The organism is Pseudomonas sp. 5P_5.1_Bac1 (assembly GCF_025466015.1).
In the GTDB taxonomy this organism is placed as follows: Bacteria; Pseudomonadota; Gammaproteobacteria; order Pseudomonadales; family Pseudomonadaceae; genus Aquipseudomonas.
This window is the reverse complement of record NZ_JANLNX010000091.1, coordinates 290,822-315,013: the sequence shown is the minus strand read 5'-3', so window position 1 is coordinate 315,013 and position 24,192 is coordinate 290,822. Positions and strand designations below refer to the sequence as shown.

Genomic DNA, 24,192 nt, shown 5'->3' with positions numbered 1-24,192 from the left:
CACCCTCTTTAAAGTCAACCCGGAGGCTGCGAGGATAGGCACCGCCGGTCTATTCAAGCTTAGTGGCGAACCGAAGGCAGTGCCTACGGTCCAAGCCCGATCACCGTTGTTCTACAAGGATCATCATGACACTTGTCAAACTGACCACCGTGGCTGTCCTGGCCCTTACCCTGGGGGCGTGCCAGAGCTTTTTCCAGCCCAACATGCGCAAGCCGCTGGAGGTCAAGCGCGACGCCTGGGAGCACATCAAGCCCGGTTGCAGCGCCAGCGATTGCCCACTGGTGAACATCGACACCCTGCATTTCCCGGGTGAGCCGCAGCTCGATCCGATCATCGAACGCGGCCTGCTGCAACTGACCCGCGACGGCGACGGCGCTGCCGTGCCGAGTTCACTCAAAGCCTACGAAGATGCCTTCCTGCGCTCGGCCGAAAGCCGCCACAGCACTTACCTGCAAGCCAAGGTACGTGAGCAGCATGACGGACTGGTGATCATCGAACTGTCCAGTTATCTGGACACTGGCGGCGCCCACGGCGCGCCGGGCCGCGCGTTCATCAACTGGTCGCGCCAGCAGGAAAAGGTCCTGACCCTGCAGGACATGCTGGTGCCGGGTCAGGAAGCGACATTCTGGAAGACCGCCGAGGAAGCGCACCGTGGCTGGCTGATCAGCAGCAAACTCGACCAGGATGCCGAGTTCGTGAAGACCTGGCCGTTCCGCCAGACGCCACACATCGCCCTCACCTACGGTGCCGTGGTGCTCAAGTACGACGTGTACGCCATCGCGCCTTACGTGATGGGCCACGTCGAACTGAAGATCCCCTACCCGCGCCTGAACGGGGTGATCAAGCCAGAGCTGTTTCCCGGCCGCGGTTGAAGCCCAGCACGCCGTAAAGCAGCCCCGCCAGCAGTAGCGCCGGCAGGGTTGCACCGACGTCCGGCGCGTAGTTGGCCAGCGCATGGTAGGTCACAACCCCGCCAGCCCACGCCACCAGCGCGCCGCCGTGCAGCGACTTGACGTGCAGCGGCAGGCGCCGGCGGCGCAGGACGAAGTGATCCATCAGCACCACACCGAACAGCGGCGCGAACACCGAGCCGATCAGCAGCAGGAAGTTCTGGTACTGCGCCAACGGCGCGAAGCAGGCGATCAGGGTGCACAGCACCCCGATCGCCAGGGCCAGGTGTTCCACTTTCAGGCGCAACAGCAGGCCGCTTGATACCGCCGCCGAGTGAATGTCGGCGAAGGCATTTTCCGATTCATCCAGCAGAATCAGCAGCAGCGGAATACCCAGCCCGGCGCCCGCCAGGGCCAGCAGCAGCGCGTTGACCTCGCCGCTCGGGGCGAAGGCCAGGGTGTAGGCCACGCCCAGGCTCATCAGCCAGAAGTTGCCGATGAAAAAGCCCAGCGCGGTGCCGCCAAAGACGCGGGTGGCGCGCATGCCGAAGCGCGAATAGTCGGCGATCAGCGGCAGCCACGACAGCGGCATGGCAATGGCGATATCGAAGCCCACCGCCAACGACATCGAACCGTCACCGGCGCGCGCCCAGAGGTCCGCCAGATCGGCCTTGGCGAACAGGTTCCAGGTCAACCACAGGCAGGCACCGAGCAACAGCCAGATCCCCCATTTGCGCAGCACCCGCCGCACGAAGGTCAGCGGGCCGCTCACCGCCAGCAAGGTGGCCAGACCGCCGAAGAACAAGGTCCAGAGCAGTGGACTGTTCCACAGGCTGTTCTCGCCGAACGACTGGGCGCCGAGCAGACTGGCGGCGTCGCGCATGACGATGATTTCGAACGAGCCCCAGCCGATCAGTTGCAGCAGGTTCAGCACCGCCGGCAATGCCGCGCCATGCCGTCCCAGGCTCAGGCGCAGAGCAGCCATGGCCGACAGGCCGGTGTCGCTGCCGATCACCCCGACGGCGGCCAGCAACAGCACCCCGACCAGCGTCCCCAGACCGATCGCCAGGATCGACCCGGCCAGGCCCAGGCCCGGCGCGAGCAAGGCACCGGTCTGTAGCACCATCAGGCCGATGCCGAGGGAGAACCACAGGGAGAACAGGTCACGCGCGCCGAAGGTGCGCTGGTGGGTGGGGACGGGGGCGTCGGGGGAGTAGTGGCTGGGTGTGGACACGACAGTGGTCTCGGCAGGTTTTATTGTTTGATTCGAGGGATTCATCGCTGGCAAGCCAGCGCCCACAGCACCTGTGGGCGCTGGCTTGCCAGCGATTGGGGCCGCTCGCGCGGCCCCGGTTTTCCTCAGACTTTCTTGTACAACTGACTGCCTTCCTGGCGGAACCGCTCAGCCTGCTCGCGCATGCCGTCCTCGACCGCCACGTCCACCGCTTCGATACGCTGGTTGGCGGCGTACTCACGTACTTCCTGGGTGATCTTCATCGAGCAGAACTTCGGTCCGCACATGGAGCAGAAGTGCGCCACCTTGGCCGAGTCCTTCGGCAGGGTTTCGTCGTGGAACGAGCGCGCGGTGTCCGGGTCCAGGCCGAGGTTGAACTGGTCTTCCCAGCGGAACTCGAAGCGCGCCTTGCTCAGGGCGTTGTCGCGGATCTGCGCGCCCGGGTGACCTTTCGCCAGGTCGGCGGCGTGGGCAGCGATCTTGTAGGTGATGATCCCGGTCTTCACGTCATCCTTGTTCGGCAGGCCCAGGTGCTCCTTGGGCGTGACGTAGCAAAGCATGGCGCAACCGAACCAGCCGATCATCGCCGCACCGATGCCCGAGGTGATGTGGTCATAGCCCGGCGCAATGTCGGTGGTCAGCGGGCCGAGGGTGTAGAACGGCGCCTCGTCGCAGCACTCGAGCTGCTTGTCCATGTTCTCCTTGATCAACTGCATCGGCACGTGGCCAGGGCCTTCGATCATGCACTGGACGTCGTGTTTCCAGGCGATCTTGGTCAGCTCGCCGAGGGTTTCCAGCTCGCCGAACTGCGCTTCGTCGTTGGCATCGGCAATGGAGCCCGGACGCAGGCCGTCGCCCAGCGAGAAGCTGACGTCGTAGGCCTTCATGATTTCGCAGATTTCGTCGAAATGGGTGTAGAGGAAGTTCTCTTTGTGGTGCGCCAGGCACCACTTGGCCATGATCGAGCCGCCACGGCTGACGATGCCGGTGACCCGCTTGGCGGTCAGCGGCACATAGCGCAGCAGCACGCCGGCGTGGATGGTGAAGTAGTCGACGCCCTGCTCGGCCTGTTCGATCAGGGTGTCGCGGAACAACTCCCAGGTCAGGTCCTCGGCCACGCCGTTGACCTTTTCCAGCGCCTGGTAGATCGGCACGGTGCCGATTGGCACCGGCGAGTTGCGAATGATCCACTCGCGGGTTTCGTGAATGTGCTTGCCGGTGGACAGGTCCATCACGGTGTCCGAACCCCAGCGGATGCCCCAGGTCAGCTTGGCCACTTCTTCTTCGATGGACGAACCGAGGGCGCTGTTGCCGATGTTGCCGTTGATCTTCACCAGGAAGTTGCGGCCGATGATCATCGGCTCCAGCTCCACGTGGTTGATGTTGGCCGGAATGATCGCGCGACCGCGGGCGATCTCTTCGCGGACGAACTCGGCGGTGATTTCTTTCGGGATGCTGGCGCCGAAGCTGTGGCCGGCGTGCTGCTGCTTGAGCAGACCGGCGGCGCGGGCTTCCTGGAGTTTCATGTTTTCGCGCAGGGCGACGTATTCCATCTCGGCGGTGATGATGCCTTTGCGCGCGTAGTGCATCTGGCTGACGTTGGCCCCGGCCTTGGCGCGGCGCGGGTTGCGCACGTGGGCGAAGCGCAGTTTGGTCAGTTCGACGTCGTTCAGGCGCTGCTGGCCGAAGTTGGAGGACAGGCCTTCGAGCCGCTCGGTGTCGCCGCGGTCGTCGATCCAGGCCGAACGCACGTCGCCCAGGCCCTTGCGCACGTCGATGACGACGTTCGGGTCGGTGTACGGGCCGGAGGTGTCATAGACCAGCACCGGGGCGTTGGCTTCGCCGCCAAAGTCAGTGGGGGTGTCATCCAGGCTGATTTCGCGCATCGGCACGCGGATGTCCGGGCGCGAGCCCTCGACATAGATTTTGCGCGAACGGGTGAAGGGTTGTACGGACTGCTGATCGACCTGCGCGGACTCGCTCAGGTTGGCGGGATATTTTTCTTGTTTGGTCATCACAGGCTCTCCAGACGGGTTGGATGTCGGAGTGAACCTGATGAAGGCACGGACGCACCGGAGGCGGTGCTGTGCTGAATACGGGGGTGTCTGTTGCCACGGAGGCTGACTCGACATTTCCCGGACCCGGCACAAGAGGGCTCGCGGGAAAGCGAGCAATCTTGTTCCCTACGCAGGCGCTAACCTGATCAGGTTCAACGGGATCCGGAATTATCCGATCTCAGCCTCAACGCAAGGCACCCCGACAAGAACCCGGCCAGTCTAGACTGGAGTCGCGGCAAACGCCAACCCTCCAAGCACAGGCACGATAAATGGCGCAAATGTCAGATTGTTGCAAAGTGTCCACGCAACTACACTCGCAGGGCTGAATTACCCTCTTCGTTCAAGGACCGCCCTATGCTGCGCAAACTTTCACTGGCGCTTGCCGTGTCTTTTGCTTCCAACGGATTGGCCTGGGCAGCAGACGCACCCCTGTCGGCCAGGACCGACCTGGTCAGTGTCTACCAGGAAGCCGTGAACAATAACGCCGACCTCGCCGCCGCCCGCGCCGACTACGGCGCCCGCCGTGAAGTCGTGCCCCAGGCGCGCGCCGGGCTGCTGCCGAACCTCTCCGCTGGCGCCGAGATGATGAACAGCCGCACGCACATCGACCAACCGTCGGTGACCGCCAACCGCAGCGGCAATTCCTGGCAGGCGACCTTGTCCCAGCCGATCTTCCGCGCCGACCGCTGGTTCCAGTTGCAAGCCGCCGAAGCGGTGAACGAGCAGGCCGCGCTGGAGCTGTCTGCCACCGAGCAGAACCTGATCCTGCAAAGCGCCGAGAACTACTTCGCGGTGCTGCGCGCCCAGGACAACCTGGCCTCGACCAAAGCCGAGGAAGCCGCATTCAAGCGCCAGCTCGACCAGTCCAACGAGCGCTTCGACGTCGGCCTCTCGGACAAGACCGACGTGCTGCAATCCCAGGCCAGCTACGACACCGCCCGGGCCAACCGGCTGATTGCCGAGCGCCGCGTGCAGGACGCCTTCGAGGCCCTGGTGACGCTGACCAACCGCGAATACAACGCGCTGCAGGGCGTCGTCCACACCCTGCCGGTGCAAGTGCCGGTGCCAAACGACGCCAAGGCCTGGGTCGACACCGCCACCCAGCAGAACCTCAATCTGCAAGCCACCAACCACGCCGTCAGCGCCGCTGAAGAGACCCTGCGCCAGCGCAAGGCCGGCCATGCGCCGACCGTCGACGCGGTGGCCCGCTACCAGAAGGGTGACAACGACAGCCTCGGCTTCACCAACCCGAACGCGAGCCTGGGCGGCCAGTCGTACCGTGGCGATGTCGAGCAGACCACCATCGGCCTGCAACTGAATATCCCGCTGTACAGCGGCGGCCTGACCAGCTCGCAAGTGCGCGAGGCTTACCAGCGCCTGAGCCAGACCGAGCAGCAGCGCGAAAGCCTGCGCCGCCAGGTGGTGGAAAACACCCGCAACCTGCACCGCGCGGTCAACACCGACGTTGAGCAGGTGCAAGCACGCAAACAGTCGATCATCTCGAACCAGAGCGCGCTGGAAGCTACGGAAATCGGTTATCAGGTCGGTACGCGCAATATCGTCGACGTGCTCGACGCACAGCGCCAGCTTTACACTTCGGTGCGCGACTACAACAACACCCGCTACGACTACATCCTCGACAACCTGCGGCTGCGGCAGGCGGCGGGGACGTTGAGCCCGCAGGACCTGCAAGACCTGGGACGCTGGCTGAAGCCGGACTACAACCCGGACAAGGACTTCCTGCCACCGGATCTGGCGGCAGCGGCCAAGGCCAATTTCGAGGCTCGGCCGTAAGGCACTCATCGCTGCGGTTCGGGGCACCGAACCGCAGCGATCAGGTTGAATCGATTTATCTGATCAGCGCCCCCAGCCCGTCCAGCAAGCGCTGCAACGCCCCCTGATTGGCCCGCATCACCGCCACGCCCGCCTCGCCCATCTTCCGCGCATCCTGCGGCAACTCCACCAGCCGCCGCACCGCCGCCGCCAGACCCTCGGCATCGTCCACGTCCTGCAAGGCACCCGCCTCGCGCAGCATCGCGCTTATCTCAAGGAAGTTGAACACGTGCGGCCCCATGATCACTGGCAACGCCAGCGCCGCCGGCTCCAGCGGGTTATGCCCGCCAGTCGGAACCAGGCTGCCGCCGACGAAAGCGATATCCGCCAGGGCATAGAGAAACAGCAACTCGCCCATGGTGTCACCCAGCAACACACGGGTCTGACCATCCACCGACGCACCGGAAGAGCGGCGCACCGTGGCGAATTGCTCGCTGCACAACCCATAGACCGCGTCGAAACGCTCCGGATGCCGCGGCACCAGGATCAGCAGCGCATCGGCATGCACTTCCAGCAGTTGCCGGTGGGCATCGAGCATCAGCGCGTCCTCACCATCGTGGGTGCTGGCGGCGATCCACACCGGCCGCTGACCAGCGCCCCACTGTTCGCGCAGCGCTTGTGCGCGAGGCAGCAGTTGCTCATCGATCTTCAGGTCGAACTTGATCGAGCCGGTCACCTGCACGCATTCAGGCCGCGCGCCCAACTGGCGGAAGCGCTCGGCCTCGGTTTCGGTCTGCACCGCGAACAGGCTCATTTCCGCCAGCATCGGCCGGGTCAGCCCGGCGAACCGCGCGTAGCCTCGGGCCGAGCGCTCGGACAAGCGGGCGTTGGCCAGCGCCACCGGAATCCCGCGCTTGGCGCACTGGTGAATATGGTTGGGCCACAGCTCGGTTTCCATGATCACCGCCAGCCGTGGCTTGGCCCGGTCGAGGAACCGCGCTGCCGCCCAGGGCAGGTCATACGGCAGGTAGCAGTGCTGGATGCGCGGCTCGCCGGCGAACATGGCCTTGATCCGCTCCGAGCCGGTCGGGGTCATGCAGGTCACGGTGATCGGCAACTGTGGATAACGCTCCAACAGCGCCCGGATCATCGGCGCCGCCGCGATGCTCTCACCGACTGAGACCGCATGCACCCAAATGCCGCCCGGCTGCAACGGCGGCAGGCCGAAGGCGAAGCGCTCAGCGATGCGCTGGCGATACGCCGGCGCCTTGCGCCCGCGCAGGAACAGGCGCAGCGCGACGAGCGGCAGGCCTATGTGGAATAGCAAGGTATAGAGGGTTCTGTTCATGGCGCGGAAGTTTACAAGGAGTGCTGATGGTTTTGGAGGCGCCGTGCAGCCCATCGCGAGCAAGCGCCGCCGCAGCCCACTGTTTGTATTGTAGGAGCGAGCTTGCTCGCGAAGACCCCTCACCCCATCGCTCGCAGATGCTCCGCAAACCGCTCCGCCAGCCACTGCGCCGCCGGCCCCAGCGGCTCATCCCGACGCCACGCCAGTTCCACCACCAACGCCGGCGGATGCCATTCACAGTCCAGCTCGATCATGTGCTGCTGATACATCGGGTACTGCGCCACATGTCGCGGCAACCAGGCCCAACCCAGCCCGCGCATCAGCAGTTCGGCCATGACATAGAAACTGTCCGCCCGCCACACCTGCGGGCTGGCCGGTTCGCCGCCGGCGTAACCGCTGTCTCGCGGGTTGACCAGCAACTGCCGGTGGCGCGACAGATGCTCACACGTGACCCGCTCCAGCTTCGTCAGCGGATGCCCGACCGTGCACACCGTGACCATCTCGATACTGCCCAGTGCCCGACGCTCCAGCGCATCCGGCACACGCTGGTGATGGAACATCAGGCCGAGGTCGGCGCGCCGCTCGACCAGTTGGCGAGCGACATCGCCTTGAGCGCTACTGGCCAACTGAACTTCCAGCAACGGGAAGCGCTGCGACAACTCATCCAGGCTCTCGACCACCGGCGAATACGGCATCGCCTCGTCATGGGCCAGCCGCAAGCATGGCTCCTGCCCGCGCAATAGCGCCGAGGCCCTGCCTTCAAGACGCTCGCACTGGCGCAACAGCTCGCGAGCATCCTCAAGCAACGCCTCGCCGGCCTCGGTCAGTTGCGGCTGGCGACCGCTGCTACGCTCGAACAGGGTCAGCCCCAGATCATCCTCCAGCAGTGCGATGGCGCTGCTGACCGCCGATTGCGCCCGCCGCTCGGCCCGGGCCACCGCCGAAAACGAACGCTGCTCCGCCACTTCGACGAACAGACGCACCTGCTCCAGATTCCACTGCGGATGAATCATGCGACCTATCTCCAAACCCGATAGGAAATGACTTTACCGCATCTGGCCAATCCCTAGAATGCTCGACCAGAACCCAGGAGCAACCACCATGAATGCCTACGCCTACCTCGCTATCGCCATCTGCGCCGAAGTCATCGCCACCGCCTCGATGAAAGCGGTCAAGGGCCTCAGCACCCCACTGCCACTGGCGTTGATGGTCGGTGGCTACGCGGTGGCGTTCTGGATGCTGACCCTGGTGGTGCGCAGCATTCCGGTGGGCATCGCCTACGCGATCTGGTCGGGCCTAGGCATCGTGCTGATCAGCATCGCCGCGCTGGTGATCTACGGCCAGAAGCTCGACATGCCGGCCATCTTCGGCATGGCGATGATTGTCGGCGGCGTGGTGGTGATCCAGCTGTTCTCGAAAACCACCGGACATTGACACCAGAAGGGGTCACCCGCGTAACAGGCTGTATACTTGCCCACCTGTCCAAGCTTGTGAGGTAAGTGCATGCCATCGGTAATTTCCACCGACGTCCTGATCGTCGGCGCAGGGGTCGCGGGTCTCTGGCTCAATGCCCGGCTGCGGCAACTGGGCTATTCGACGGTATTGGTGGAACGGGCCAGCGTTGGCGGCGGGCAAACCCTCAAGTCTCAGGGCATCATCCACGGCGGCGCCAAGTACGCGCTGCACGGCGCCCTCACCGGCGCCTCCGAAGCCATCGCCGACATGCCGCGGCGCTGGCGCGAGGCGCTGGCCGGCAACGGCGAGCTGGACCTGTCCGGCGTTCGCCTGCTGTCCGAGGCCCACTACCTGTGGTCACCCGGCACCCTCGCCGGCAACCTCACCAGTTTCTTCGCCAGCAAGGCCGTGCGCGGCCGGGTCGATCAGGTCAAGGGCGAGCAATTGCCGCCAGCCCTGCAGGACCGCGCTTTCAAGGGCAAGGTCTATCGGCTGGCCGAACTGGTGGTCGATGTACCAAGCCTGCTTGAACGTCTGGCCGAGCTTGCCGGCGACAGCCTGCTGGCCGGCGAGCGGATCGAAGCCCTGCGCGACGGTGACGAGCTGGTCGGCCTGCGGGTCGATGATCGCGAAATTCGCGCTCAACGCGTGATCCTCAGTGCCGGCGCCGGCACCGCTGACCTGCTGGCCGATCTCGGCCTGAGCCAGCCTGCGATGCAACGCCGGCCGCTGCATATGGTCCTGGCCAAGGGCCCGAGTCTCAAGCCGCTTTATGCCCACTGCCTGGGAGGCGGACCGAAACCGCGCATCACCGTGACCACTCACCCGGCCGCCGACGGCCAGTGGGTCTGGTACCTCGGCGGCGACCTGGCCGAAGCCGATGGCGTGGCCCGCGAACCCGACGCGCAGATTGCCGCGGCGAAGAAGGAAGTCGCCAACCTGCTGCCATGGGTCGATCTGAGCCAGGTGCGTTGGGCCACCTTGCGGGTCGACCGCGCCGAGCCTGCTCAATCCGGGCTGGTCCGTCCGGACAACGCCTTCATCGCCGACCAACAGCGGCTGCTGGTGGGCTGGCCGACCAAGCTCGCGCTGGCACCGGATTTCGCCGATCGCGTCCTCCACGCGCTGGAGCGCGACGGCATCAAGCCCGGCAATCTCCCTGCCCTGCCCGACCTGCCCAAACCACCGCTGGCGCAACCGATATGGGAGCAACTGCTGCCATGACCTTGCCCACCCTGCACGACCTTCATCGCCCCTTGGGCAGCACCGGCCTGTCGGTTTCGCCGCTGGGCCTGGGCACCGTCAAACTCGGCCGCGACCAAGGCGTCAAATACCCCAACGGCTTCACCATCCCGGACGATCACGAAGCCCGTCAGTTGCTGGCCCAGGCCCGCGAACTGGGCATCAACCTGATCGACACCGCGCCGGCCTATGGCCGCAGCGAAGAACGCCTCGGCCCGCTGCTGCGCGGCCAGCGCGATGAGTGGGTGATCGTCAGCAAGGTCGGCGAAGAGTTCGACGACGGCCAGTCGCGCTTCGACTTCAGTGCCGCGCACACCCGCGCCTCGGTGGAGCGCAGCCTGAAGCGCCTGGAAACAGAATGTATTGATTTGGTCCTGGTGCACTCCAATGGTGACGACCTGCATATCCTCGACACCGAGGAGGTCTACCAGACTCTCGCCCTGCTCAAGCAGGAAGGCAAGATTCGCGGCTTCGGCTTTTCCGGCAAGACCGCCGCGGGCGGCCTGAAAGCCCTGGAACAGGGCGACTGCGCCATGGTCACCTACAATCTCAACGAACAGGCCGAGCGTCCGGTGCTCGATTACGCCGCCCGCCACAACAAGGCCATTCTGGTGAAGAAGGCCCTGGCCAGCGGTCACGTCTGCCTGAGCCCGGGCGTCGATCCGGTGCGTGCCAGCTTCGAGTTGCTGTTTGGCCATCCCGGCGTGACCAGTGCTATTGTCGGCACCATCAATCCGGTGCACCTGGCCCACAACGTGGCCACCGTTTCCCAGGTGCTACGCAAGCGCTGAACCCGCTGAGCCGCCGCCGCGGCCGACCCCAACGCAAGAAGGAGCCGACATGCCGCGAACGCTGATCCGCAAGAATCCGAGCAACTTCAAGACCCTTCCCTTGCACGTTGAAGCCGGCCCCGACGGCCTGAGCTACCAGAGCATCGGCCGGCCATTGAACTTCGCCCAGACCTTGCAACGGCGCAAAGCCATCCAGGTCCCCGACAGCGAGCGCTTCGCCGTCGAACTGGCCAACCTCGGGGTTTCTGTCCGCCTGACCCTGCACTGGCAGAACCGCGATTACTGGGTGCTGGTCCGCCAGCGTCGTCAGGACCGCGGCGACGTGGTGCTCAAGCTGATCTCCGGTTACGTCCCCGCCCAGGAACTCAATCTGCCGTTGCACACGGCAGTGCAGGAAGTCGCCGAGGAATGCCTGCTGGAAACCCCGGAAGGCTGGCTCGGCGGTCGCTTCAATGAGACCTGGCTACCGGCCCCGTATGCCGAAGCGCTGCACTACCGCGAGGCGTTGCCCTTCGTCCTCACCCCGCACTCCGGCGCGGCGCGACCGGTGCGTTGCGGCAACCTGCAATTGATCGAGCGCCCGCGCGCCTACGTGCACCTGCCAACCGCGTCGCTGCAACTGATCTACGACCTGCGCCTGCAGGTGCCGAAGGAAGCCAAGTCGCTGAGCCTGTTCCATGTCGATGAGCGTCTTGAAGGTGATCAACTGGTCGCCCGGCTCAACCGCAGTCGTCCCGATCTCTACCTGATGCCCCTCGAAGACGGCCAGCCGCTGCCCGAGCTGTACCACCTGAAAAAAGACCGCCTGCTGCCGGCAAGCACGCGCGGTCTTTACCTGGCCGAGAGCTTCGCCCGGCAGGACGGTTGGGTGGTGCGGGACGAAAGAATTCGCTGGAAGGATTGGCTCAGGCAGCAAGGCCTGGCCCCGACGAAGCCGGCCAGCGGGTTGCAGCGGTTGACTGGCAAGCTGCTGCAGATTGCCCGGGGTAGCCTGGGCAAATGATTCGGGCCCCGTTCGCGACGTTTCATCGCAAACGGGACCCGTCTTTTTCTTGAATCAGTTCTTGCGGATCTTCTCGACAATCGCCGTGGTCGAGCTGTTTTCCACCAGCCCCAACACCTTCACCGTCCCGCCATAAGCCTTGACGATATCGGCGCCGACCACCTGATCGATGCCGTAGTCACCGCCCTTGACCAGCACATCCGGCTTGACCTGGCTCAGCAGGTTTTCCGGGGTGCCTTCAGCAAAACTGATGACCCAGTCCACCGCACCCAGACCGGCCAGCACGGCCATGCGCCGGTCGACGCTGTTGATCGGACGGCCCGGCCCTTTCAGGCGACTCACCGAAGCGTCGTCGTTGACCGCGACGATCAGACGATCGCCTTGGGCGCGTGCTTGTTCCAGGTAGGTCACGTGACCGGCATGCAGAATGTCGAAGCAGCCGTTGGTGAAGACGATCTTCTCGTTGTGCGCCCGCGCATCATCGATGGCCAGCAGCAACTGATCGAGGCTCAGCACACCGCGCTCGGAGCCTTCTTCGCGCTGGATCGCCCGGCGCAGTTCCGGGGCACTGATCGCAGCGGTACCCAGCTTGCCGACCACGATACCGGCAGCAAGATTGGCCAGACCGACCGCGTGGGGCAGGTCCTCACCGGCGGCGATGGCGGCGGCCAGGGTGGAAATCACCGTGTCGCCGGCACCGGTCACATCGAACACTTCACGGGCGCGGGCTGGCAGGTGCAGGGCCGGGTGCTCCGGGCGCAGCAGGGTCATGCCGTGCTCGCCACGGGTCACCAGCAAGGCGCCCAGTTCCAGGTCGCGCATCAGCTCGCCGCCCTTGGCCACCAGTTCGGCCTCGTCGGCGCAGCGGCCGACGATGGTTTCGAATTCACTGAGGTTCGGGGTGATCAGGCTGGCGCCGCGGTAGATGGAAAAATCCTTGCCCTTAGGGTCGGCCAGCACCGGAATGCCGCGCTCGCGAGCGGCCTGGATCAGGCTCTGGTGATTCTTCAGTGCGCCCTTGCCGTAGTCGGACAGGACCAGCACTTTCACCCCTTCCAGCAAGGCGTCGACTTCCGCGCCGAGGGAGAGCGGGTCGGTTGCAAAGGGCTCTTCGAAATCGATACGCAGCAGTTGCTGGTGACGGCTCATGACCCGCAGCTTGACGATGGTCGGCTGGTGGGCGATGCGCTGGAACACCGAGCGCACGCCCGCTGCTTGCAGGCTGTTGGCCAGGCTGTCGGCTGCCTCGTCCTGGCCGGTGACCCCGACCAGCGCAGCCGGCGCGCCGAGCGCGGCAATGTTCAACGCAACGTTGGCCGCACCGCCCGGACGGTCCTCGATCTGCTCGACCTTGACCACCGGCACCGGCGCTTCAGGCGAGATTCTGGAGGTACCGCCATGCCAGTAGCGGTCGAGCATGACATCGCCGACCACCAGTACCGGGGCTTGATCGAAACGCGGCATGGACAACTTCATGGAGAACCCATCAGACAAAATGAACAGGGGCGGGATATTAGCACAGGCTTCGCGCCAGCCAGATTACAGCCAGCGCCGCGCCGTGCGGGCCAGGGCGCAAGACGCCCTGGCGAAGGTGTTTCAGGTGATGTCAGCCTTGCTTGGCTCATCCAGCCCCATGGCATGCAGGCGGGCGTAGTAGCCGTTCTCGGCGAGCAACTGCTGGTGCGTGCCGCGCTCGACGATCCGGCCCTGATCCATGACCAGGATCAGGTCGGCCTTTTCGATGGTCGACAGGCGGTGGGCGATCACCAGGGTGGTGCGGCCCTTCATCACCTGATCCAGGGCTGCCTGGATATGCCGCTCGGATTCGGTATCCAGCGCCGAGGTGGCTTCGTCGAGGATCAGCAGCGGAGCGTTCTTCAACAAGGCGCGGGCGATTGCGAGTCGCTGGCGTTGGCCACCGGACAGCAGCACGCCGTTCTCGCCGACCTGGGTGTCGAAGCCCTGCGGCAGTTGCTCGATGAACTCCTTGGCGTAGGCATCGGCGGCGGCGGCCTCGATCTGCTCGCGGGGCGCGCCGGCCAGATCGCCATAGGCGATGTTGTTGGCGACGGTGTCGTTGAACAGGGTCACATGCTGGGTCACCTGGGCGATGTGCTTGCGCAGGTTACGCAGCCGGTAGTCCTCGACCTCGACGCCATCGAGCAGGATCTCGCCATGCTCGTGCTGGTAGAACCGCGGGATCAACCCGGCCAGCGTCGATTTGCCGCTGCCCGAACGTCCGACCAGAGCAATCATCTGCCCCGGCTCGGCGCTGAAGTTGATGTCGCTGAGCACCAGGCGCTCGGTGCCCGGATAGGAGAAGGTCAGATTGCGCACTTCCAGCCGGCCGCTGACGCGATTACGCTCGACAGTGCCGCTATCGACTTCAGGCTCGACGTCCAGTTGTTCGAAAATGCTCTCGGCACCGGCCACACCTTTCTGGATGGTCGAACTGACCTCCGAAAGCTGACGGATCGGCTTGGGCAGCAGGCCCGCAGCGGTGATATAGGCTACGAGGTCGCCCGCGGTGGCATCACCGCGCAGGAACAGCACCAGGAACATCAGCACCGCCATGGCGGTGTAGATCACCAGTTGCAGCATCGGCGTGTAGACCGCGCCGGTCTTGGTCATGCGCAGTTGCTTGTCGGTGTTGCTCTGGCTGGCCTTGGCAAAGCGCTCCTGCTCGTACTGCTCGCCGCCGAAGCTGCGCACTACGCGATAGCCCTGGATGGTTTCCGACGCGACGTGGGTCACGTCGCCCATGGCCACCTGGATCTTCTTGCTCTGCTTGCGGAATTTCTTGCTCGCGCTGCTCACCATGACGGCAATCAGCGGCAGGATCGCCAGCATCACCAGGGTCAGTTGCCAGTTCATCCACAGCAGGTAGATGAACAGGAACACTACGGTCAGGCCTTCACGGATCACCACCTTGATGGCGTCGGTCGCAGCGCCGGTGACCATGGTCACGTTGAAGGTGATACGCGAAATCAGGTGACCGGAGTTGTTGTTGTCGAAGTAGCGGTTGGGCAGGACCAGCAGCTTGTTGAACAATTCGACCCGCAGGTCGTGCACCAGGCCCAGGGAGACCTTGGCCAGAAAGTAGTTACCCAGGAATGAACCAAGACCCTGCCACGCCGCGATCAGTACGATCAGCAGGGGCACGGCCTGGAGCAGCTGCAGGTCCTTCAGATACGGCACGGTGGGGAACAGCACCGCTTCGGGGTTGCTCAATCCATCGACGAAATACTTGAGGATGCCGGCCAGCATGGGCTGGGTCGAGGCGAAGATAACGAACCCGACGATACTGAGCAGGAAAACGCCGACATAAGGCTTCACATAGCTCAGCAGACGCAAGTAGATCTTCATACTCGAAGGGGCAGACGATTCGGGGGCGGTCATGAGAATCCGTCATGTGAAAAAGAGGCGGGATTGTATCACAAGCACTTTTTGCCACTTCCTGCTGAGGTAATATAGCCGGCTGGCCTTTACACCGGAGTTTCGATGCAAGCGCTCGACCATGCCCGCTACCTTGCCCTGCGCGAAGGTGCGCACGTTCTGGAGGCCGACGGCACCGGAGACAAGGTATTACGCCTGCGTGACGGTTCGATGTTGAAGCTGTTCCGCCGCAAGCGCCTGATCAGTTCGGCTGCCTGGTACCCCTACGCGCGCCGTTTTGCCGACAACTGCAAGACCCTGGCCGAACGCGCCATCCCTTGCCCTCGCGTGCGCGAGGTCTATCGCATCGCCGACATTGCTCGCGACGCGGTGCACTACGACCCGCTGCCGGGCAAGACCCTGCGCCAGTTGCTGGATGACCCCGACAGCGGCGACAACCTGCGACGTCAATTGGGGATCTTCATCGCCCGGCTGCACGAGAAAGGCATCTACTTCCGCTCCGCGCACCTGGGCAACGTGGTGCTGACGCCCGAGGGCGAACTCGGCCTGATCGACATCGCCGACATGCAGACCTATCGACGCCCGCTGCGCAAGACCCAACGGCTGCGCAACTTCAAGCACATGCTGCGTTACAAGGAGGATCGCGCCTGGTTGCTGGGCAACGGCAGCGATGTGTTCGCCAGCGCTTACCTGTCGGCGCAGACCACCTGCAAGGTCGCCGATCTCGCCAGCGCCCTGGCGAAGGCCTGAAACGAAGCGACCACCCGAAGGTGGTCGCCAGATGTATCAGATCAACCAACGCTTTGGTGTCTGTACAACCCGTCCCAGCACCACGGCTGCCGGCAACAGCACCAACGGCCAAAGCTCGTCGGGGTTGCCGATGAGCTTGCTGCCATCGAAGTTCAGCATCACCAGCGCAGCAACCAGAAATAGCCCCCACGCATCGCGCAGGCGCCAGGCTTGCCAAAGCGTGGCCGCCATCACCACGACGAACAAAACTAGCGATACACCACCGGTATACAGCCCCAGTGCCACAAAGATGTTGTGTGGATGCTGGATAGGCATAAAGCCGCCAAGCAGCTTGTCGGTCTTGAACTCGACCCCGCAGCCCAGCAACCAACCGCAATTGTGCCACTCACCAACCATCACCTGGAACAACTCGATTCGGAAGGAATCACCACGCTCCATCATTGCATGGAACCAGGCCTGATTACTGATGACCCAGAACACAAGCCCTGCCACCGCAGCACCAATCAGCAGCCCTGTCAGCCCATACCTCGGGAATCGCCAGATGCCATAAGCCGCCCAGAGCCCCAGCAGAAAGGCCGCACCAACGAGCGCCGTACGCGTCTGCAAGATGAAGGCGACGGCTAAGAGGCTCAGTACCACTGCACTGATAGCTTCGACCCAGCGACGCTCCTTCAACCACAGCGGGAACGCCAGGGCCAGCGCGCATAGCAACCAGATGCTCGCGTAAATGACGTTCTCCAGGCGGGAGGGCAGCAGATTAACGCGCTCGCCGAACGCATGGAGCCCACTCAGATAGGCATAAACTGCAAAACCGTAGATGTAAGCACAGAGAATCCAGAACATGCACCGCACAAACGCCGGATGCCGGAAGAAACCAGGTTCGACCAATGCCCCGATGATGAAGACGAACAGCCCCACATACAGGATGTGTTTGTAGAACTGGCCATCCCCCGCAATAGCTGCAGGAACCAGAAACCACAACAGGAAAACCAGCCAGGCCCAGGCCAACGGCTGCTGTACCAGACCGGCTCCGCGCTCCTTGATCAGGAACACCAGACCCGGCAATGCAATGAGGGCGTAAAAGATGTTATTCGTCCATTTCGACGACGCCATCAGGATGTAGCTCAAAAGAAATATGATCGTGGCTACAGCGAAGTAGCTTCGACTTGTCCTGCTTCCCACACTTGACCTCACAAAACAGCGTTAATCAGAAAACCTATCACCACCCCAACGGCAACGCTGCCTATGAGCTTGATGCGATCCCTGCGTTTACGTCGAAGTTTGTTGACGCGCTCTTGCGGCAATTCGACATGCTCTCCAAATCCGGTGTGCAACACCGCATCATTTTCCAGAATCAATGCATAGCGGTTTTCCGCTGCGTACAAGCGGGAAAGGCTCTTTTCGCCAGAGTGCGCAGCATAGGGGGCATGCTGCTGGTAATCCGCCAGGCGACGCAGCCCCGGGTTGAACGAAAACCCCTGCCAGTCGGCCTTTTCCGAGCCCAACTGATAGAACGGGATGCCCTGTACCACTTGCCGCTCATTGAGAAAGACGTACGGGCTGTGCACCTGAAGGTCGTGGTTGAAACTGCGCAGCCACACCTGCAGGGCTTGCGGGTCAGCTTCCAGCAGAACTTGCGAGTCCTCGATGAAGCACGGACGGTAGAAGTCCCAGTCGTCCTCGCAATGGAACACCCAGAACGTCTTGATCTGCGCGTAAGCGGCGTCGATCGAGCGCATCTGGCCCAGCTTGGGTTTGTTGACGATGAACGTGGTGTGCTCCCGCCAACCGGCCGGGATGCAATCGCGCACGGCTTCGTCACCCGAGTCTTCGGTGATGAACACCTCGCGAATGGGAGCCGTGTTGAAGCGGTCGAAAGTTTCGAGCGTACGCTTCAACAGGTCGAACCGACCACAGCTGGTCACCATCAAGGTGATCTCACTGCTCTCGCTGAAGACCATTGTCATTCTTCCTCGGTAAAAACGATTGAACGGCCTTACAGGCCGACGACGTTGCGCAATTTGTTCCACCAGCCCGGCGCCACATGCGGGCGCAACGGGGGACGCATGGCATCGACGATGGCCTTGCCCAACGCATGGAATGTGAAGCGCTGCTCGGCCAGCAACTGGCCGTTGCGCGATATTGTCAGGGCCAGTTCGGGCTGCTCGCGCATGTACCGCAACTTCTCGCGAAACTCTTCGAGATCCCGGTACAGCACAATGTTGTGCAGATCGACGAAACCAAGCGCGCGGTTTTCTTCCTCGCCCTGGTCGAAGGCGAACAGCACGCAACCGCACGCCATGGCCTCGAAGTTCTTGATCATGTACTCGCCCATACCGACATCGGCACTGACGAAGAAACGGATTCGGCTCAGGGTTTCCCTATATTCCTCACCCGACTTGGTACGGGTGATGAGCAGGTTTTCGACTGCCGCGATCGACTCGAGCATCGCCTTGCGCCCGGAATAGGCCACGCTGCGCAGGCTACCGACAAAAGCCAGTTCGATATCACGCTCACGCTGTTCATTGCTCAACAGGGCCTGATCGTAGCCCTTGGGAATGAACACCGCGTCGAAGCCTTCATCACACAGGCGGCGAGTCACCACTGCCCCGGACGTGATAACCCTCGCCCACGGCAGATTTCGGTAATACTCGCTGAACTTGCCGGTGTACTTGCATGGGATGTAATTCTGGTAGGCGTCGTGCTCCAGAATCACCAGGTTAGGCAAGGTACGGATGAAGTTGACCTGCCGAATTTCCTTCTTGAAACGCAGGAAGAACAGAATCCGATCGTAGTCCTCGACCTTCACATGCTCCCGGAAGTACTTGCGCAAGTTGTCCTGCTCGGCATCGGTAAGCCAGCGGGTATCGCATTCGCACTCAGCCGCGATGCCGTCGTAGAGACGATCGAGAATCGCGCGCTGATCTTTCTGAACCAGGAAAAGGACTTTCACCGTTGTTCTCTCTTGTCGGCCGTGGCTTTGACCCAGAAGAGTTCATGCCGGCGTACTGCCTTGCGGAAGAACTCGTTTTCGCCAAAGGCCGGCCATCTCCGGGCGGCCAGACAATGCTGGAACAGTCGCCGCAGGCGCCGCTTGAACGGGGGGCTGGGTTGAAGGTCGTGCATCATGCCCAACGACATAGCCTTTTGCCACTGCTGTTGCGAAGTCACGGCATGGGTCCAGGGCCTCATCGGCGCCTCACCGTCAAAATGCGGTGGCAGCGCCACGCCGCTACCGGCATTGCCCATCGGCCAGCGATCGTTGTCGTGAAGATGATTGGCGTAATGCAACAGCCAGCGTGGCTGCCAGTCGGTCCGCGTCAACGCTTCGATCAGCGCGTCACGGGCGCAGATGTGGTCGGGATGAGGATCGAGGAGTGGCTCGGGCAGCACGATGGTCAACGGGCGAATCCGCTCGATCAGTTCGCACAGATCCTGGATCAGGTTGCGCCAGGAGGGCGTGCCATCTGCGTCGCTGGTCAGTGACAGGTTGTTGAAACGCCGAAACAGGCGGGTATCCAGCAGATCCGCTTCACGGGAGCCAACGGCTTTTTCCGGCTCGGCCTTCATCGCGGGCAGTTGCAGGCAGAAGTAGCCGAGTTGCACGCAGCGCTCCTGCGGCACCCCCGCCCACAGCGGCACGCTGATGCTGTCCCAAGCGCGAAGCTGGCCTTTGAGGCGAGCGGCGGCAACCGGGTCGAGGCCCATGGCACGGTAGTGTTCGGTTTCGATCTCGCCGGCGGTCAGGGTGACGATCCAGCTTTCCCGTGCCTCACCGTAGGTGGCGAAGGCTGCCAGCTCGGCATCGTCGGCATGCGGCGCAATGACCAGCAACGGCCCGGCCAGGTAGTCGGGATGGCGGCAGACAAACAGCTCGGTCTGGTCATCCAGCCGGCAATGCTGCCCGCCCAGCCAGAGCCGGCCCTCGTTCAGGGCAAGATGCTGACCCGTCAGGTTCAGGTAGCGGACACCGGCTACACCGCGCTCGAACGCCTGGCAGTCCTCTTCGTCGCCGCGAATCTTCACCGCAGGATCAAGAAAGCGCCCCAGAAAGCCAGCCCGCAAACTCACCTTGAGCACCAGCGTGTCGCCCGCCTGCAACTGACAGCCCGATGGCAAGCTCAGACGCCCCTGATTCAGAGTCAATGCATGGCGCTCGTCGGCGTCGATACGGTAGTCGTAATCGCTGGCCGGAGAGTAAAACAGGTGATCGGCAAACCACGCCTCATGCGCCACCCAGGCGACCACCGCCAGCAGCAGCGGCAACCACCAGGCCACCAGCACGCCAACCACGACCAGCAATAGCAGACCGAGCAACAGGCCCATTCGCTTGTTGCGGCGGTGCCGTTTGAGCAACTGCTGTTTGCGGTTCACACCTGGAACACCGGCACGGGGTTGCACCATCGGTCCTTGTACTCGCGATCAGAACGGCCAAAGGAGAAACGCAACGGCTTGTTGCGTGCACGGGCATCCTCCCAGGCACTCTGGGTATTGAGGAAGCTGAGTACGCTGCCCGGACTGAATTCGCGGGTCTGTGGGTCAACACCGCCGTTGACGTATTCCACGCTGATCCATTCTGGCGCTTCAACCCTGTACACCAGCTGAATGGCAATCGGCGCATCATTGAGAAACACCACCGAACCGATCAACAGCGACCGCAGCCGCTCGATGACTTCCGCCATGCGCTCGGCACCGGTGGCCGGGAAGGTCCAGCGACGCAGGAACAGGTCGCAGTACATCGCGGCGATTTCAGCGCTGTCGAAATCCTGGATCGGCCGCACCACACCACCCGCCTCTTCCAGCAGGCGCAGTTCGCGGCGTTGGTTGTAACGGAATTTTTTTGACAGGTCTTCCGGCTGCCGCGCCATGGCCAGCGATTCGGCCTGAGGCTTGAGCGTGCTGAAACGCCCCTGATTCAGTTCCGACAGGTAGCGCCCGGCATGCCGAAGCGGCGCCTGGGCATCGGCTGCGGCCGGCAAGATGATTTCGGCGTTGCCGAGATCGAAGAGACCTTTTTTGCCGTGGCGTTTAAGCACGTCCTTGGACAAAGCCAGGTGACGCCCCCAGACCGGAATCGCGGCCTTGGTCTCGCCGGACTGCTGCCAGGCCAGGTAACGCACCGGGATTTCGGACATTTCGGCGAGCTGTGCGACCACCAGCGGGTGTGTCGCGACGCTGCCGCCAAAGAGCGCCCAGGCCTGTTCATAAGTCTGAGCGTCAACAACGCTCCAGCCGCGCTCACGCCAGCCTTGAAGTCGATTGAGCATCAAGCCTCCGCAGTCAGCGCGACGACATGAGGCAGGCGCCAGAACACCTCGCGTACCGCCTCGTCGGAGAATCGCTCGCGCAACCGTTCAAGCATGCGCGCCTGGCACTCCTGGCGTTGCTCGTCAGTCATCTGCGCGAGCACTTGCAGCGCCTGGGCCAGCGCCGCGGCATCCCCGAGCGGGAACAGCACACCGATACCTTCCACCACTTCGACAGCACCGCCACACGCCGTCGCTGCCACCGGCGCACCTGCCACCATGGCTTCCAGCAGGACCATGCCGAACGGCTCGTGGTCCGAGCTCAGGGCGAACGTGTCGAAGGCGGTGAAGTAGCGCCTGGCATCAGGCACCTGACCGAGGAAGTCTACCTGGGCAGCAATGCCCAGCTCGGCGGCCAGCGCCTTGAGCGAACTTTCCAAGCGTCCCTTGCCGAGGATCGCCAGTCGCGCCCCCGCCGGCAGACTCGGCAGGGCCTGGGCAAAACCGCGCAACAAGGTCACCTGGTCCTTGTCAGGGTGAAGCCGGCCGACGTTGCCGACGATCCAGGCTTGCGGGTCCAGCTTCAGCGCGACACGGGCCTCGGCGGCCGGCACCAGCGCCCCCTGCAGGGCCTCGATATCAATACGGTTGTATAAGGTCTGGATCCGCTCGGCCGGCCATTTCGGCAGGCAGCGACGCATATCGTCACGCACCGAGTCGGAAACACCCAACAGGCTCAGGCGCTTGCTGAACAGATTGGCGAACAGCTTTCGGCTACCCCGCTTGTAGTCATCGAAGGCGTGATGCACGCCAATGACCGGCAGGCGCGTGGCCAGCAGGGTGATATAGATAGGCTTGAAGCGATGGGCGATGCAGAAGCTGAAGTCGCGCGCGGCGGCAATGCGCCGCAACGCACGAATCGCACCCAGCTTCAGGCCACGAATGGCACTGGAGCTGAATTCGAGAAACAACACTTCGTCACTGGCGCAGCCCGATGCCACCTGGGCGTCGGCCTTGCCAGTGAGAAATACCGTAGTGACCTTGTAGCCACTGCCGGCGAACAGGCTGGCGTACTGACGGGCGCAATCGAGAAAGGGCCCGTCGTAGCCATGGCAGAACTGCAGGACACGCTTGTCAGTCGAGCGTGTCATAGGCTTTCGCGCCGTCCTTCACGACCAGGATGTCTTCCATGATCAGGTACTGCAGGTCGGAGCCGAAGAACATGTTCAACGCGTCGGTCGGCGAGCAGATCATCGGCTCGCCACGGCGGTTGAGCGAGGTGTTCAGCGATACGCCGTTACCCGTCAGTGTTTCCAGCGCTTTCATCATGTCGTAGTAACGCGGGTTGTACTCGCGCTTGAGCACCTGGGCACGGGAAGTACCGTCTTCATGGACGACTTCCGGCACGCGGGTTTTCCACTCTTCCGAGACTTCGAAGGTGAAGGTCATGAACGGCGCCGGGTGATCGACCTTGATCATCTGCGGGCCGACGGTGTCGAGCATGGACGGGCAGAAAGGCCTCCAGCGCTCGCGGAACTTGATCTGTTCGTTGATCCGGTTGGCCACACCCGGCACGCTCGGGCAGCCGATGATCGAACGACCACCAAGGGCACGCGGGCCGAACTCCATGCGGCCCTGGAACCAGGCCACCGGGTTGCCATCGACCATGATCTGGGCGATGCGCTCCGGCATGTCGTCGATCTTGCGCCATTTCGGTGCACTTGGGTGACGGGCGCAGGCGGCGATGACATCTTCGTTGGAGTACGCTGGGCCGAGATAGACGTGTTCCATCTTCTCCACCGGCACGCCACGGGCGTGGGAAACATAGGCTGCGGCGCCAACTGCGGTGCCGGCATCGCCGGACGCCGGCTGGACGAACAGCTCTTTGAGGTCCGGGCGGGCGATGATTTTCTGGTTCAGCTTGACGTTCAGCGCACAGCCGCCGGCGAAGGCAAGCTTGCCGGTTTCCTTGAGGACGTCGCCCAGGTAGTGGTCGATCATCTGCAGCGCCAGCTTCTCGAACAGCGCCTGCATGCTGGCGGCGTAGTGGATGTACGGCTCGTCGGCGATGTCGCCTTCGCGCTTCGGACCCAGCCACTCGATCAGCTTCGGCGTGAAGTAGAAGCCCTTGCCCTTCTCTTTATAGCGACGCAGGCCGATAACGTTGGCGTACTCGGTGTTGATCACCAATTCGCCATTTTCGAAGCTGGCCAGGCGCGAGAAGTCATATTTGCTGGCATCGCCGTACGGCGCCATGCCCATGACCTTGAACTCGCCGTCGAGCATTTCGAAACCGAGGAACTCGGTGATCGCGCCGTACAGGCCACCCAGCGAATCCGGATCGAAGAACTCCTTGATCTTGTGGATCTTGCCGTTCTCGCCATAGCCGAAGAAGGTGGTGGCGTACTCGCCCTTGCCGTCGATACCGAGGATCGCGGTCTTTTCCTTGAAGCCCGAGCAATGGTAGGCACTGGAGGCGTGCGCCAGATGGTGCTCGACCGGCTCGATCTTGATCTTCTTCGGATCGAAGCCCAGTTGCTCCAGGCACCAGACGATCTTCTTGCGGTAGCGCTTGTAGCGACGGTTGCCCATCAGGATCGCGTCGAGGGCGCGGTCCGGGGCATACCAGTAGCGTTTGGCATAGTGCCAGCGAGCCTTGCCGAACAGGCTGATGGGCGCGAACGGGATCGCGACCACATCGACGTCGGACGGCTTGATGCCAGCCTGCTCCAGACAGAACTTCGCCGATTCGTAGGGCATGCGGTTCTTTGCATGTTTGTCGCGCACGAAGCGCTCTTCTTCAGCGGCGGCAATCAGCTTGCCGTCGATGTACAGGGCCGCGGAAGGATCATGGCTAAGGGCGCCGGACAGGCCAAGAATCGTCAATGCCAAGGGTCTAGCCTCTTTATTCGGTAAAAATGCGCTGCGGCCTCATCGGGCTGGCGGCGGCGAAAGGGCGGGATTATAACGCAAAGCGAGGGGGCAATAGGAGGGTTGCTGCAGGGCC

20 protein-coding genes and 1 riboswitch are annotated in these 24,192 nt (G+C 63.1%); of the genes, 7 read left to right on the top strand and 13 right to left on the bottom strand.

From position 1 onward, the window contains the following. Positions 1-125 precede the first annotated feature (125 nt). Positions 126-872 carry an RsiV family protein gene (locus tag NTD82_RS19805; protein WP_095155921.1) on the top strand — a complete coding sequence of 249 codons (747 nt, stop codon included), beginning with the start codon at positions 126-128 and terminating at the stop codon, positions 870-872. On the opposite strand, the gene cytX is transcribed toward NTD82_RS19805, so the two are convergent. After that, a complete protein-coding gene (gene cytX, locus NTD82_RS19800) occupies positions 841-2,169 on the bottom strand; it encodes a putative hydroxymethylpyrimidine transporter CytX (protein ID WP_262129897.1) in 1,329 nt (442 codons plus the stop codon). The two genes, NTD82_RS19805 and cytX, sit on opposite strands and share 32 nt — an antisense overlap. An 80-nt stretch (positions 2,170-2,249) precedes the next feature. Then, positions 2,250-4,139, bottom strand: coding sequence for a phosphomethylpyrimidine synthase ThiC (gene thiC / locus NTD82_RS19795; protein ID WP_095155919.1), 1,890 nt, complete (start codon positions 4,137-4,139; stop codon positions 2,250-2,252). Between the two features lie 148 nt (positions 4,140-4,287). After that, positions 4,288-4,393, bottom strand: a riboswitch (TPP riboswitch). Positions 4,394-4,535: 142 nt separating this feature from the next. Here thiC and NTD82_RS19790 point away from each other — a divergent pair. Then, positions 4,536-5,975, top strand: coding sequence for a TolC family outer membrane protein (locus tag NTD82_RS19790; RefSeq protein ID WP_095155918.1), 1,440 nt, complete (start codon positions 4,536-4,538; stop codon positions 5,973-5,975). Positions 5,976-6,030: 55 nt separating this feature from the next. Here NTD82_RS19790 and waaA read toward each other — a convergent pair whose 3' ends face one another. Together waaA and NTD82_RS19780 are read right to left on the bottom strand one after the other, a co-directional pair. Beyond that, positions 6,031-7,302, bottom strand: a complete 1,272-nt coding sequence (waaA, locus tag NTD82_RS19785; protein WP_262129895.1) for a lipid IV(A) 3-deoxy-D-manno-octulosonic acid transferase — start codon at positions 7,300-7,302, stop codon at positions 6,031-6,033. A gap of 119 nt (positions 7,303-7,421) precedes the next feature. Continuing rightward, complete coding sequence (locus NTD82_RS19780) at positions 7,422-8,312, bottom strand: LysR family transcriptional regulator (RefSeq protein WP_262129948.1); 891 nt, start codon at positions 8,310-8,312, stop codon at positions 7,422-7,424. Positions 8,313-8,403: 91 nt separating this feature from the next. On the opposite strand from NTD82_RS19780, the gene NTD82_RS19775 reads away from it, so the two are divergent. The 4 genes from NTD82_RS19775 (at position 8,404) to NTD82_RS19760 (ending at position 11,793) form a co-directional block, all read left to right on the top strand. After that, positions 8,404-8,736, top strand: a complete 333-nt coding sequence (locus tag NTD82_RS19775) for a DMT family transporter (protein WP_095155916.1) — start codon at positions 8,404-8,406, stop codon at positions 8,734-8,736. Positions 8,737-8,805: 69 nt separating this feature from the next. Continuing rightward, complete coding sequence (locus tag NTD82_RS19770) at positions 8,806-9,981, top strand: NAD(P)/FAD-dependent oxidoreductase (protein WP_095155915.1); 1,176 nt, start codon at positions 8,806-8,808, stop codon at positions 9,979-9,981. Further along, positions 9,978-10,790 (top strand): aldo/keto reductase, encoded by an 813-nt coding sequence (locus tag NTD82_RS19765; RefSeq protein WP_262129894.1) that lies wholly within the window; start codon positions 9,978-9,980, stop codon positions 10,788-10,790. Before NTD82_RS19770 ends, NTD82_RS19765 begins: the two co-directional genes overlap by 4 nt. A 49-nt stretch (positions 10,791-10,839) precedes the next feature. Beyond that, positions 10,840-11,793, top strand: a complete 954-nt coding sequence (locus NTD82_RS19760) for a metal ABC transporter ATPase (protein WP_095155913.1) — start codon at positions 10,840-10,842, stop codon at positions 11,791-11,793. A 54-nt stretch (positions 11,794-11,847) separates the two neighbouring features. On the opposite strand, the gene hldE is transcribed toward NTD82_RS19760, so the two are convergent. Together hldE and msbA are read right to left on the bottom strand one after the other, a co-directional pair. Continuing rightward, positions 11,848-13,269, bottom strand: a complete 1,422-nt coding sequence (gene hldE / locus NTD82_RS19755) for a bifunctional D-glycero-beta-D-manno-heptose-7-phosphate kinase/D-glycero-beta-D-manno-heptose 1-phosphate adenylyltransferase HldE (RefSeq protein ID WP_095155912.1) — start codon at positions 13,267-13,269, stop codon at positions 11,848-11,850. Between the two features lie 120 nt (positions 13,270-13,389). Further along, positions 13,390-15,192 (bottom strand): lipid A export permease/ATP-binding protein MsbA, encoded by a 1,803-nt coding sequence (gene msbA, locus NTD82_RS19750; protein WP_262129893.1) that lies wholly within the window; start codon positions 15,190-15,192, stop codon positions 13,390-13,392. A gap of 102 nt (positions 15,193-15,294) precedes the next feature. Here msbA and NTD82_RS19745 point away from each other — a divergent pair, with 102 nt between their 5' ends. After that, positions 15,295-15,939, top strand: coding sequence for a toluene tolerance protein (locus NTD82_RS19745; protein ID WP_262129892.1), 645 nt, complete (start codon positions 15,295-15,297; stop codon positions 15,937-15,939). Positions 15,940-15,975: 36 nt separating this feature from the next. On the opposite strand, the gene NTD82_RS19740 is transcribed toward NTD82_RS19745, so the two are convergent. The 7 genes from NTD82_RS19740 to NTD82_RS19710 all read right to left on the bottom strand — a co-directional run bounded on the left by NTD82_RS19740 (position 15,976) and on the right by NTD82_RS19710 (position 24,077). Then, complete coding sequence (locus NTD82_RS19740) at positions 15,976-17,052, bottom strand: O-antigen ligase family protein (protein WP_262129947.1); 1,077 nt, start codon at positions 17,050-17,052, stop codon at positions 15,976-15,978. A 77-nt stretch (positions 17,053-17,129) separates the two neighbouring features. Beyond that, positions 17,130-17,900: a glycosyltransferase family 2 protein gene (locus tag NTD82_RS19735; protein ID WP_177454415.1), complete on the bottom strand. Its 771-nt coding sequence runs from the start codon at positions 17,898-17,900 to the stop codon at positions 17,130-17,132. A gap of 35 nt (positions 17,901-17,935) precedes the next feature. Beyond that, positions 17,936-18,892: a glycosyltransferase gene (locus NTD82_RS19730; protein ID WP_262129890.1), complete on the bottom strand. Its 957-nt coding sequence runs from the start codon at positions 18,890-18,892 to the stop codon at positions 17,936-17,938. Beyond that, entirely contained in the window at positions 18,889-20,343 is a 1,455-nt protein-coding gene (locus NTD82_RS19725; RefSeq protein ID WP_262129888.1) for a PIG-L deacetylase family protein, read from the bottom strand. The genes NTD82_RS19730 and NTD82_RS19725 overlap by 4 nt, the downstream gene beginning before the upstream one ends. Next, complete coding sequence (locus NTD82_RS19720) at positions 20,310-21,206, bottom strand: antimicrobial resistance protein Mig-14 (protein ID WP_262129887.1); 897 nt, start codon at positions 21,204-21,206, stop codon at positions 20,310-20,312. Before NTD82_RS19720 ends, NTD82_RS19725 begins: the two co-directional genes overlap by 34 nt. After that, the gene (locus NTD82_RS19715) at positions 21,206-22,336 is read right to left on the bottom strand and encodes a glycosyltransferase (protein WP_262129885.1); all 1,131 of its coding nucleotides are present in this window, start codon (positions 22,334-22,336) and stop codon (positions 21,206-21,208) included. The genes NTD82_RS19720 and NTD82_RS19715 overlap by 1 nt, the downstream gene beginning before the upstream one ends. Next, positions 22,320-24,077 (bottom strand): carbamoyltransferase, encoded by a 1,758-nt coding sequence (locus tag NTD82_RS19710; protein ID WP_095155904.1) that lies wholly within the window; start codon positions 24,075-24,077, stop codon positions 22,320-22,322. Before NTD82_RS19710 ends, NTD82_RS19715 begins: the two co-directional genes overlap by 17 nt. Positions 24,078-24,192 lie beyond the last annotated feature (115 nt).

Excerpts from the sequence above, each read along its gene's own strand:
- NTD82_RS19775 (WP_095155916.1), top strand. The coding sequence starts at position 8,404 with ATGAATGCCTACGCCTACCTCGCTATCGCCATCTGCGCCGAAGTCATC.
- NTD82_RS19790 (WP_095155918.1), top strand. The coding sequence starts at position 4,536 with ATGCTGCGCAAACTTTCACTGGCGCTTGCCGTGTCTTTTGCTTCCAAC.
- NTD82_RS19765 (WP_262129894.1), top strand. The coding sequence starts at position 9,978 with ATGACCTTGCCCACCCTGCACGACCTTCATCGCCCCTTGGGCAGCACC.
- msbA (WP_262129893.1), bottom strand. The coding sequence starts at position 15,192 with ATGACCGCCCCCGAATCGTCTGCCCCTTCGAGTATGAAGATCTACTTG.
- NTD82_RS19715 (WP_262129885.1), bottom strand. The coding sequence starts at position 22,336 with ATGACACGCTCGACTGACAAGCGTGTCCTGCAGTTCTGCCATGGCTAC.
- NTD82_RS19805 (WP_095155921.1), top strand. The coding sequence starts at position 126 with ATGACACTTGTCAAACTGACCACCGTGGCTGTCCTGGCCCTTACCCTG.
- NTD82_RS19735 (WP_177454415.1), bottom strand. The coding sequence starts at position 17,900 with ATGGTCTTCAGCGAGAGCAGTGAGATCACCTTGATGGTGACCAGCTGT.
- NTD82_RS19740 (WP_262129947.1), bottom strand. The coding sequence starts at position 17,052 with ATGGCGTCGTCGAAATGGACGAATAACATCTTTTACGCCCTCATTGCA.
- waaA (WP_262129895.1), bottom strand. The coding sequence starts at position 7,302 with ATGAACAGAACCCTCTATACCTTGCTATTCCACATAGGCCTGCCGCTC.
- hldE (WP_095155912.1), bottom strand. The coding sequence starts at position 13,269 with ATGAAGTTGTCCATGCCGCGTTTCGATCAAGCCCCGGTACTGGTGGTC.
- cytX (WP_262129897.1), bottom strand. The coding sequence starts at position 2,169 with ATGAATCCCTCGAATCAAACAATAAAACCTGCCGAGACCACTGTCGTG.
- NTD82_RS19725 (WP_262129888.1), bottom strand. The coding sequence starts at position 20,343 with ATGGTGCAACCCCGTGCCGGTGTTCCAGGTGTGAACCGCAAACAGCAG.
- NTD82_RS19745 (WP_262129892.1), top strand. The coding sequence starts at position 15,295 with ATGCAAGCGCTCGACCATGCCCGCTACCTTGCCCTGCGCGAAGGTGCG.
- NTD82_RS19720 (WP_262129887.1), bottom strand. The coding sequence starts at position 21,206 with ATGCTCAATCGACTTCAAGGCTGGCGTGAGCGCGGCTGGAGCGTTGTT.
- NTD82_RS19770 (WP_095155915.1), top strand. The coding sequence starts at position 8,806 with ATGCCATCGGTAATTTCCACCGACGTCCTGATCGTCGGCGCAGGGGTC.
- NTD82_RS19760 (WP_095155913.1), top strand. The coding sequence starts at position 10,840 with ATGCCGCGAACGCTGATCCGCAAGAATCCGAGCAACTTCAAGACCCTT.
- thiC (WP_095155919.1), bottom strand. The coding sequence starts at position 4,139 with ATGACCAAACAAGAAAAATATCCCGCCAACCTGAGCGAGTCCGCGCAG.